Here is a 9,221-nt window from a genome sequence, read left to right as displayed (position 1 = left end):
ACTCGGCAGCAACCAGATCGAGGACCACGCAATCAGTATCGTCCATCTGTCAAGCATGTGCCGTTGCAGTACTAATCCGGGATCAGGACCGCAGGTCCCAGCCATTGGCACACCAGCAGTGCGAGTTCGACGGCCAGTCGATCTCCGGTGAAGTCCTTGCCCCGTACTTCGGCCGCCCGTTTCACGCGGTACTTCACCGAGTTGTGGTGCAAATCAAGCTCTTTTCCGGCGGCGACGTTGCTCAGGTTGTGGGCGAGATAGACCCGCACGGTCTCGCGCAACCGGGCCGAGTTCTCGTTGTCGGCAGCCAGCCCGCGCAGAACGCCGCGCACCCAGGCGCGGGTGGCCACCAGGTCCTCGACCAGCAGGGCAACCGTCGATACCCCGGGTTCGTCGTAGGCGGTCACCGCCGGCGCGTTCTGCCCTGCCGCGATGGCCACGGCTCGCGCGCGTTGTGCTTGACCGTGGGACTGCCGGAACCCGTCGATTCCTGTGGCCGCAGCACCGAGAGCCACGACCAGCCCGGGATGCCGACGCTCGAGGAAGTCGCACATCTCCCCCTGCGTACGCTCGGGGTGAGATCGTGAGCCGAGTGGAATCCACACCCAGCCGGTCAGTCGGTCTGCGGCCACGAACAGCGGGTCGGCTACCCCGCCCAGGTAGTTGGCGAAATCGTGTGCCGCAGATTCGATTCGGGCCAGCATCTCGCCCGATTCGGTGTCGGAGCTCCAGACGATCGCGGCCAGGTGACTCTGCTGCAGAACATAACCCAGGGCGGCACCGGCGTCAGGAAGTGCGTTGCCCGCCAGGATCTCCTGAACACGCACGGCCCGGACACTGCTCCGATGCGCGAGCCACCGTTCCCTTTCGCGCTCGTACACGGCCACCACCTGCTGTGACACCCTGTCGATGTAGACAGACATGACCGTGATGATGCGTTCGAGTACTGGCACACTGAGTTCCGGCTGCACCGAAGCCGAACGCAGTTCGTCGAAAACCAGTCCGAGCAAATTGGTTTGCCCCAGGCGATATGCACGAACCAGCGCGTTGACGGGAACGCCATGCTGGGCAAGCCTTCTCGCGTACTCCATGGCCGCGGCGGGCGCGTCCAAGTCCTCGGGAGCGATGTTGTGCTGCAAGGTGTGGAAGATGGTGTCGAGGTTGCCTTCCACACTTGCCCCGAGTAGGTCGAACAACTGGCGATCCGTCCGTAGATCCGGGATCTCCGCGTAGAGCACGCTGGTGATGTCGGCCGTCAGCGACACCAGTCGTTCGTTGAGCGAACGCGCGATTCTGGCAACGAGCAGTGCGGCTCGTTCCTCGTCTGATGCCATGGGAAGACAATATCGGTCTTCGGCGCCGATGGACGAAGAATCTCCTCAACCATCACCTCAGGCGTGCTCTACCTGGATATTTGCGATTCGGTGCATCGAATTTTCGCGGCCTTCTCCTGAGACACTATTTGTTCTCACCGGACAACATAATGCGCATTCTTGATTCTTCGAGGACGTCGTCACGGTCTCGAGAGTTTCCTATCGTGGAGTCGTTCGGTCACCCCCCCGGCCGCCACAGACGAAGGAATCAACCTTGAACGACCCAAACAGTTTCCGAGGAAGAACCACGGTCATGTCCGGCGGAAGTCGCGGCATCGGCCTGGCGATTGCGCGCGCGATCGCACGTCGCGGTGGGAATGTCGTCCTGCTGGCCAAGACCGGCACTCCCGATCCCCGGCTGCCCGGAACCATCCACACCGCGGTCAGCGAGTTGACCGAACTCGGCGGACACGCTCTTCCAGTGGTCGGAGACGTCCGCAACGACGACGACATCGCGCGGGCCGTCGATCTCGCCGTCGACCACTACGGCGGCATCGACATCGTGATCAACAATGCGAGCGTGCTCGACCTGTCACCGACCGAAGACCTCACACTCAAACGATTCGATCTGATGCAGCAAGTCAACGTTCGCGGCACCTTCGCATTGACTCGCGCCTGCCTGCCCTATCTTCAGAAGTCCGCCAATCCGCACGTGATGACGTTGTCGCCTCCCTTGAATCTGTCCGAGCAGTGGCTGGGTGCGCACCCGGGTTACATGCTGGCCAAATACGGAATGACGTTGGCAGGGTTGGGTATCGCAGCCGAGTACCGGAACATGAACCTGTCCAGCAACTGCCTGTGGCCTCAGACCACGATCGCCACCGCGGCAGTCGGCAACCTCCTCGGCGGCCGGGAAAGCCTGCACCACTCGCGCTCACCCGAGATCATGGCCGACGCGGCAATCGAACTCCTCAGCCGCCCCGCCGGCACCGACACCGGTAGAACCCTCCTCGACGTCGAGGTCCTCGCGGAGGCCGGTGTGTCCGACTTCGCGAAATACGGCGGTGAGCGACCACTGACAGTCGACATCTTCGTCGACGGACCGGATCTCGCGAAACACGGGGTAAGCCCGACTACGTGAGTGGGCACTGCCCGCCCGGACGGCCGTGAGTACTGTGCGCCAGTCAATGGCTTTGCGCCCCGGTCGATCCGACACCACACGTTCTGTCGAATGCGGTCGGCGCCGTTGCTGTCCAGTTCGGTCGATCGGCGGTGCCGGGCGGGTGTGCCCGGGGTTCGCCGCGCCCCGCGAGAAGGAACGACAGGTGAAGGAGGCGGCAGCGGGCGAACCCCGTCAGCGAGTGCTCTCGTATCGTCCGGTTCATCACCCCTTTCTCGATTACCTACAGGAAACGCATTCTTTTACCTACAGGAAACGCATTCTTTGCCGGTGCCGTCTCACGATCGGCGCATGTCGGGTCCGGGCTTTCTCCGGTCTCGGAGGCGAGCGCTGCGTTGCCCGGACTCCGGGTGCCGGTGGGGCCGACACCGTCCACCATTCCGAGGCGGGCGGAACAGGGCGTGGCGGACCGGCCGGAGCGGTGGCCACCTGTGTGAGCAGGACTACGGCCTGCGGCGTGAGTGCGTCGGCGAGGATGCGATCCGAGTCGGCCACCAGCACTGCGTATTCGAGTTCGTGCCACGGCCACACTTCCTCGCGTGCCGCGCGCTCCCCGTTGTCGGTGGCATTCACCTCTGCGACTCTGATCGCCGATGTCATCGTTTTTCACCCCCTTCCAATCCGGGTGCCTCGATCAGGCGTCGATGGCCCTCCTGTCCGAATGCCCGTTGCTGATTTCGATCTTGCGGGGCTTGGCCTTCTCCGCGACCGGGATCGACACCCGCAGCACCCCCGCGTCGTAGCTGGCCTCGATCTTGTCCGCGTCAAGGTTCTCACCGAGGAACAACTGCCGGCTGAACACCCCGCGCGGACGCTCGGCGGCGACCATCTCGCGGTTCTCGTCCAACGCGGCCCGTTCGGCGCGCACCGTCAGGGTGTTCTTCTCGACGTCCAGATCGAGTGAGTCGGCCTCGACACCGGGTAGATCGAACTCCACCACGAACCGGTCCTCTTCACTCCACGCATCCATCGGCATCACTGTCGGCCGGGCCGCGGTACCGAGGAGTTGCTGCGTCAGACGGTCGAAGTCGCGGAAGGGATCCGTCCGCATCAACATGATGTCCACCTCCTGAAACCCTCTAATTCCACCAGGTAAACTCCAGCAGATGCTGTAGATTCGTTATAGCACCAGCCGTAGAACTTGACAAGACGCTGTGCAAAAAAATTTCTCGATCAGAGTGGAAGTGGCCGATGAATACGGCCTCACGACTCCTGACCGCCCTTGATGTTCCGAGCATTAACCAACCGGTAGCGGGACGGCGGGTTGACGCGCTCCAAAGACTCGCCTCCCGCATTCCTGGCACTCGACGAAATCGAGTGCTAAATTCCAGATGCACAGTGATGGTAGTCCCGCCGAGGTGGCGGGCCATTCAAATGATCATGGGAGGTGTGTTGCTGTGCTGCGTTTCGATCCCTTCACCGACGTCGATTCGTTGACCCAGACTTTGCTGGGACTTGATTCCGGTTCGTCTCGCCGTCCGCGGTTCATGCCGATGGACCTCTACAAGGTCGACGACCACTACGTCCTGCATGCCGATCTGCCCGGGATCGACCCCGGCTCGATCGACATCGATGTGGACGCCGGCGTGCTGACCCTGGCCGCCCACCGGAGCCAAGCGGAAGACGGTGTTCAGTGGTTGACGTCGGAGAGATTCAGTGGCCGCTACCGGCGCCAGGTATCGCTCGGTGAGGACATCGACGTCGACCGCATTTCGGCGAGCTACGACAACGGTGTTCTGAGCGTGATCCTGCCGGTCGCCGAACGAGCGAAGCCGAGGCGGATCCAGATCACCCGCAAAGACTCGCCCGTGGAGTGCGTTGAGCGCACCCCCATCGATGCCTGATCCAGCTCCCCGCTCGCCTCGGGTTCGGTCCGGCGAGGAAACGGCACCGCCGGACCGAACCTGAGGCAGGACATGCATATTCGATCCCCTGCGCACCACCGAGGACCTGAAAAGTGACTGTCGCTCCCGCCCAGTTCCGACCCGATCCCCCCAGTTCCGGACGACGACCGTCTTGGCGCACCGGCCCATCTCGCTCTCTCGGCGAATATTGCAACGACCTCTCGATCATGCTGGGCTCGCTGTCGATCGTGATGTTCTGGACGTTCGGATTCGGAATTCTGCTCGGTGCCGGTGCCGTCGCTGCCGGAATCGTCGCCAACCGGCACCCCGCGGTCGAGGGAAACGAGCCGAAGGCACTGGAAGCGCTGCTCGGCACTCTCGCCGGAGCCTTCGGAATCGCCGCCGGTCTCGTCTTCCTCGCCGCAGCCCTCCCCCAACTCTGAGATAGCAAGCCCGGTGGACGGTGCCGTACCGGATCGTCGCTCGCAGCCGCGCGGCGACAGCGGTCGGCAAATTCGCATCGGAAAGGCGCCGTGGGTAGTCGAACGCTGTTACGGGTACCCGGACGGCGGGCGACGCCGACCACTGTCGGGGCAGCGGTCGGCGTCGAACCGACGTTGAACCGTGGTGCATTCGGCGTACGGGTGCATCCGACCGAGAGGGTGTAGATATCGTGCCACGCATTGAGAACAACCCCGACAATGGCGGGAGTTCTGAGCTCGAGCCGGACGACGATCCAATCCGGTGGCCGGATCCGAGTCCGTTGGACCTGTGGTGGCAGCGGGTGATGTCCGAGAGCATTCGGCGGACTCGGGACCGAGCCACACCGCCAGTGGTTCCACGCGGGCCGAGGGTCTCTCGAGGTCGAGATTCCTACCCTCTCGCAAACTGACCGGTCGGATCCACAATTTGGTCGGCGATCCGGCCGCGGGTAAGCACGCCCGGCTCGGTGTCACCGAACAAGGAGGCTTCATGAACATCTCAGCGCTCACCCTTGCCGTGCTGCGCGTGCAGTACACCGTCGTGCGATATCCCCTCCGCCTGATCGACGACCAAGTGATCGCACACCTGGCGCCCGCGGCACCGGCCAGGCGGCTGTATCGGGGCGGCCTCGGCCTGCTCGATGGTGTCGCCGGCACTGTTCTGGGTCACCGGGACCGTGCCGACCACGCCGCACCCGGTGTTGCCGATGCCCGCACATCAGATGCCGCTCCTGCTGCCGTCGCAACCACTGGCCGGGCCGCGACGGTCGAGAACACCGAGCTGAACGAGAAGGCATCCCAGAAACTCGACACCGATACGCTCGCAGAGCATCTCAAAGAGGTGAAGCCGCACCCACGCGGGCATGCGGCAGCCGCCGACACGACCGATCCGGCGACCACCAAAATTCTGACCGAACTCGCGGACGCCGCGAGCACCGAACCCGACACGACGCTGACCGGCGAACTGGCCGACCGCGTAGCCGCACTCTCGCGCGCCGAAGCCCCGCCACCGGGCGTCGAAACGAACCCGGCCGGCGAGCACCACTGACGACCATCAGCGCCTCGCAAAGCGATACGCGGAAGTGCCCCGCATCGGCATCGATGCGGGGCACTCCTATTGGGGGACTGAAGAAGCAGCTGTTGGTTATCCGCGGGAGAGTCCGGGCTGAGTCTGGATCTGCCCGAGGTTGCCCTTGGTCTTGCCGACCGTCCATTCACCGTCCGCACCGCACACCAGGGCGCCGTTGCGGTCACCGGGCTTGCCGTACGTCACCGTCTCGTTGCCCTGCGAGTCCGTGTTCACGATCGGGCACGGACCACCGGTGGGACCGTTCGGTCCGATCGGCTCGGCATGAGCGACGGAAGCCGCCCCCACCGCACCGAGGACCGAGAATGCTGTGAAGCCGACGGCGGCGAAGGTTCGGCGGGCGTTGATCATTAACGTTTCTCCTGAGGATGTCGGGGAGTGCTGCGGTGACAGGTACAACCTTGCCCGGCCCGGATCCAGACGTGAACCACTCCCAGGGGGCCGTTCGGGCACCCCGGGAGTGGAGGTACGCACCCCACCCGAGGGTGGACCTCAGCGAATCTTCGGGTTTGCCGCTTACGGCGTGCGGAAGCCCCGGAAGGTCACCTGCTTGCGCGTCCGGAAGCCGAGCCGCTCGTACAGGGCGATCGCGCGACGGTATTCTTCTCAGCCACGTGCAGGAAGGGGCGTTCGCCACGAGCAGTGATCCGCGCGACAAGCGCACTGACCACCCGGGCAGCGTGACCTCGTCCGCGTGCCTCGGGGGCGGTGCAGACGGCGCTGATCTCGGTCCATCCCGAGCAAAGTGTGCGTGGCGAGATCGCAGTGATTCGCCCACCGGGTCGTCGAGTGCGGCGGCGTCGCGGCGATCTATGGCACTACCTTTCTCCTGCGGTCGGGGTGCGAACCCAGTGTCGACCACGGTGGGGGAGGTGCTTCTCATCGGCGACGTGGTGATCCAGACCGGGTTCTCCATCGACCTCACGGAGACCCACGCTCGGGGCGTCAGGGACGCGGACCAGGGCCCAGACAGGGGTTCGGCCGGGAATGCTCTCGCACTCTCGGCCGGATCTCTGCTTCTCGAGCTTTTCATCGTTGCCGATGACCAACTCGATCCGCAACTCTCAATTTACTCGCCCACAGCGGGCGTCCGCAATAGCCGGGGTCTCCAAATGTCACGTCTACCTGCACGTGAATTGATGTGCTTCCGCCAGACGACCCGACCGGGGCGTTCGTCCTGGCTAGGGCAGAGAGTGCGCAGAGTCCCCGTCCCCGACATCCCGATGCACGAGTTCGAACCATGCACTGGGTCCGCCGTGGATATGCGGATCCGGGTAGCACAGGGCCAAACTTTGCCCGTCGAACGCGGTGAACCATTCGTGCCAGGAAATGTGTTCGAGTCCCGCGGTGCCGTGGCCGGGGAGGTCGATGCGCAGGACACCTGCGCTGCCGGCGGTGGCCGTGTTTGCCATTCGCGCCGGTGCGCCGTGGTGAGCCTCGACCCAACGACGAATCTCGTCATGATCAGTGGTGATGTGTCGATGCGAAGTCTGTATGGTCATCGGTCGGTTCCTGGGTCGCAGTCATCCCCGGCAGGGGTGTTCTCGAATAGGTGGATTCCCGTCTTACCCACAATGGCAGCAGCCGAATCCAGTGGGCAATCGCGAGCGCGCGCACCGGACGTGATCGTTTGCCCCTACCGATCCACGGGTACGCGACCGCAAGGCAGCTGACCGAGCACGGGAGGACGGAGCGTGACCGGAGACGTAGAGAAGCGCTGGTCCGACCCCACCACCCTCCGCCGGGCCGGGTGGTACGTGGCAGCCGTGATCGCTGTCGCGATGGCCGTCATGGTGATCACTCTCGTTTCGGCCGGCACCGACAATCAGAGCTGCGCCGACAGACAACCGGTGGCGTGCTCCGATGTGGGCCCCTACGTTCTGGTGTTCGTGCCCACCGGCGTCCTGCTGCTCGGCGGTCTCGGTGCCTTCGCCAATGCCTACCGCGCCTGGCGAAGCGGAGGTACCTGGCCGATCTGGCACGGTGCCGGATGGATATTGCTGACCTTCATGCTGATCTACCTCGGGATGTCCGCGCGCGTCTTGGCGTCGTAGACCCCCGCCCGACCAGCAGCGGCGAGACGACGTGTGCGAGTCAGTCCTCGTCGAAATCGTCGAGCTCTGCCAGTGCGGTCCACAGACCATCCGCGGCCAAGGCGATGGCAGGCCAGGCACTCGACGAGGGGTGATGCCGTCGGACTGCTTCCTTGAAGGACGCGAGGCGTGTGCGGGTATCGGGCAGCGCGGTTTGCACGACGTGAAGGTAGGAATCTCGGTGATGGGCCGGATCCCACCTGAGTTCGTCGAATGCGGCCGAGAATGCCTCGATCAGCGCCGCTGCTTCGCGCCGAAGTTGCTCCGGAACAAACACTTCCGGCCGTCCGTCGGGGGTGGTGAGCGCCTCGACTGAGGCCTCCAATATGGACACGTGCAGCAACGTGTCGTCGAGAACCGTTGCTATCGGCTGGTATACCCGCGATCCGCCGACCCTGGTCCAGCCGGCGCTGCGCATGTTGCCACGCAAGCTTTCCCTGCCCTCGCTCAACGCAGCGCCTGCGCCGGTCGATTTGTCCAGATCCCACACCCGTTGCCTTTCTCGATCACTGTCGTGCCGGCCCGACCGAAGGCCTTCGGCAAGATCCGCGAGCAGAACGGAGAGTTCCTCGGCGCGTTGCAGAATCAGATCGCGGGCTGGTGAAAGCATGTCGGGAGGCAGGACGAGGGCGTTGACGGCGACACCGACGAGCACACCCAGCGTGACATCGAGGATGCGATGGAACACCAGGGCCGCATTTGTGGCCGAGCCGTACAGCAATACCAGTAGCGCGGTGATCGCTACCCACATTCCGTCCGGCGCCAGCCATCGGCTGCGGCCGAGGAGCGTACCGACTGCGACCGCACCTGCGATGGCGGCGAGTTCAGGCAACGTGCGCGCCGCCAATGCAGCCACGAGCACACCGAGCACGACGACCGCGACCTGACGTGCGGCAGCCACGACCGAACTGCGGACCGTGGTGCCGATGATGAACAAGGCCGCGTAGGGCGCAAGGAATGCCTCCGGGCTACGAAGCACCCGATCGGCCAGCAACCAGGCGATCAACACCGCCGCCGTGCACTTGAAAGCGGACACCGTGCCTGGTTGCTGTAGGACACCGCGCAACCGGGTCCAGCCACCCGCGCGAGGTCGCGGCGTCCGTGCCTCGGTTCGTGCGGGACGAAACCATCTCATGTCAAACGCGGGTTGCGTCCATGAAGATGGTGTACGAGCTGGGGATCGGAAGTACCGGCGTGTCGTAACCAGAAGATAGGCGGTCAT

At 64.3% G+C, this 9,221-nt stretch carries 12 protein-coding genes; 5 read left to right on the top strand and 7 right to left on the bottom strand.

From position 1 onward, the window contains the following. Window positions 1–71: 71 nt before the first annotated feature. A complete protein-coding gene (locus MLGJGCBP_RS11715) occupies window positions 72–1,334 on the bottom strand; it encodes a PucR family transcriptional regulator (protein WP_160095714.1) in 1,263 nt (420 codons plus the stop codon). 253 nt (window positions 1,335–1,587) lie between these two features. On the opposite strand from MLGJGCBP_RS11715, the gene MLGJGCBP_RS11710 reads away from it, so the two are divergent. Beyond that, window positions 1,588–2,454, top strand: coding sequence for an SDR family oxidoreductase (locus MLGJGCBP_RS11710; RefSeq protein ID WP_160095712.1), 867 nt, complete (start codon window positions 1,588–1,590; stop codon window positions 2,452–2,454). A gap of 285 nt (window positions 2,455–2,739) precedes the next feature. Here the strand turns inward: MLGJGCBP_RS11710 and MLGJGCBP_RS11705 are convergent, their stop codons facing one another. Next, window positions 2,740–3,093 (bottom strand): hypothetical protein, encoded by a 354-nt coding sequence (locus MLGJGCBP_RS11705; protein ID WP_160095710.1) that lies wholly within the window; start codon window positions 3,091–3,093, stop codon window positions 2,740–2,742. Window positions 3,094–3,127: 34 nt separating this feature from the next. Then, on the bottom strand, window positions 3,128–3,550 hold the full coding sequence (locus MLGJGCBP_RS11700) for an Hsp20/alpha crystallin family protein (RefSeq protein WP_087555975.1): 423 nt from the start codon (window positions 3,548–3,550) through the stop codon (window positions 3,128–3,130). Between the two features lie 340 nt (window positions 3,551–3,890). Here MLGJGCBP_RS11700 and MLGJGCBP_RS11695 point away from each other — a divergent pair, with 340 nt between their 5' ends. The 3 genes from MLGJGCBP_RS11695 to MLGJGCBP_RS11685 all read left to right on the top strand — a co-directional run bounded on the left by MLGJGCBP_RS11695 (window position 3,891) and on the right by MLGJGCBP_RS11685 (window position 5,867). Then, the gene (locus tag MLGJGCBP_RS11695; protein WP_087555633.1) at window positions 3,891–4,337 is read left to right on the top strand and encodes an Hsp20/alpha crystallin family protein; all 447 of its coding nucleotides are present in this window, start codon (window positions 3,891–3,893) and stop codon (window positions 4,335–4,337) included. Between the two features lie 113 nt (window positions 4,338–4,450). Further along, window positions 4,451–4,780 carry a hypothetical protein gene (locus MLGJGCBP_RS11690; RefSeq protein ID WP_442972092.1) on the top strand — a complete coding sequence of 110 codons (330 nt, stop codon included), beginning with the start codon at window positions 4,451–4,453 and terminating at the stop codon, window positions 4,778–4,780. Window positions 4,781–5,309: 529 nt separating this feature from the next. Next, entirely contained in the window at window positions 5,310–5,867 is a 558-nt protein-coding gene (locus MLGJGCBP_RS11685) for a hypothetical protein (protein WP_160095708.1), read from the top strand. A 96-nt stretch (window positions 5,868–5,963) separates the two neighbouring features. Here the strand turns inward: MLGJGCBP_RS11685 and MLGJGCBP_RS11680 are convergent, their stop codons facing one another. The 3 genes from MLGJGCBP_RS11680 to MLGJGCBP_RS11670 all read right to left on the bottom strand — a co-directional run bounded on the left by MLGJGCBP_RS11680 (window position 5,964) and on the right by MLGJGCBP_RS11670 (window position 7,408). Further along, window positions 5,964–6,257, bottom strand: coding sequence for a hypothetical protein (locus MLGJGCBP_RS11680; RefSeq protein ID WP_160095706.1), 294 nt, complete (start codon window positions 6,255–6,257; stop codon window positions 5,964–5,966). A 191-nt stretch (window positions 6,258–6,448) separates the two neighbouring features. Further along, window positions 6,449–6,631 carry a GNAT family N-acetyltransferase gene (locus MLGJGCBP_RS11675; protein WP_236581037.1) on the bottom strand — a complete coding sequence of 61 codons (183 nt, stop codon included), beginning with the start codon at window positions 6,629–6,631 and terminating at the stop codon, window positions 6,449–6,451. A gap of 456 nt (window positions 6,632–7,087) precedes the next feature. Continuing rightward, entirely contained in the window at window positions 7,088–7,408 is a 321-nt protein-coding gene (locus MLGJGCBP_RS11670) for a hypothetical protein (protein WP_087555631.1), read from the bottom strand. A gap of 192 nt (window positions 7,409–7,600) precedes the next feature. Here MLGJGCBP_RS11670 and MLGJGCBP_RS11665 point away from each other — a divergent pair, with 192 nt between their 5' ends. Next, on the top strand, window positions 7,601–7,960 hold the full coding sequence (locus MLGJGCBP_RS11665) for a hypothetical protein (RefSeq protein WP_160095704.1): 360 nt from the start codon (window positions 7,601–7,603) through the stop codon (window positions 7,958–7,960). A gap of 40 nt (window positions 7,961–8,000) precedes the next feature. On the opposite strand, the gene MLGJGCBP_RS11660 is transcribed toward MLGJGCBP_RS11665, so the two are convergent. Beyond that, complete coding sequence (locus tag MLGJGCBP_RS11660; protein WP_236581035.1) at window positions 8,001–9,035, bottom strand: FUSC family protein; 1,035 nt, start codon at window positions 9,033–9,035, stop codon at window positions 8,001–8,003. Window positions 9,036–9,221 lie beyond the last annotated feature (186 nt).

Origin of the sequence: Rhodococcus sp. T7 (genome assembly GCF_009872365.1) — a bacterium.
Taxonomy (GTDB): Bacteria; Actinomycetota; Actinomycetes; order Mycobacteriales; family Mycobacteriaceae; genus Rhodococcus_F.
The sequence above is the reverse complement of the archived record's forward strand: the minus strand, read 5'-3'. Positions and strand labels throughout refer to the sequence as shown.

Coding starts and splice junctions, on each gene's coding strand:
- MLGJGCBP_RS11715 (WP_160095714.1), bottom strand. CDS start 1,334: ATGGCATCAGACGAGGAACGAGCCGCACTGCTCGTTGCCAGAATCGCG.
- MLGJGCBP_RS11680 (WP_160095706.1), bottom strand. CDS start 6,257: ATGATCAACGCCCGCCGAACCTTCGCCGCCGTCGGCTTCACAGCATTC.
- MLGJGCBP_RS11705 (WP_160095710.1), bottom strand. CDS start 3,093: ATGACATCGGCGATCAGAGTCGCAGAGGTGAATGCCACCGACAACGGG.
- MLGJGCBP_RS11670 (WP_087555631.1), bottom strand. CDS start 7,408: ATGACCATACAGACTTCGCATCGACACATCACCACTGATCATGACGAG.
- MLGJGCBP_RS11685 (WP_160095708.1), top strand. CDS start 5,310: ATGAACATCTCAGCGCTCACCCTTGCCGTGCTGCGCGTGCAGTACACC.
- MLGJGCBP_RS11700 (WP_087555975.1), bottom strand. CDS start 3,550: ATGTTGATGCGGACGGATCCCTTCCGCGACTTCGACCGTCTGACGCAG.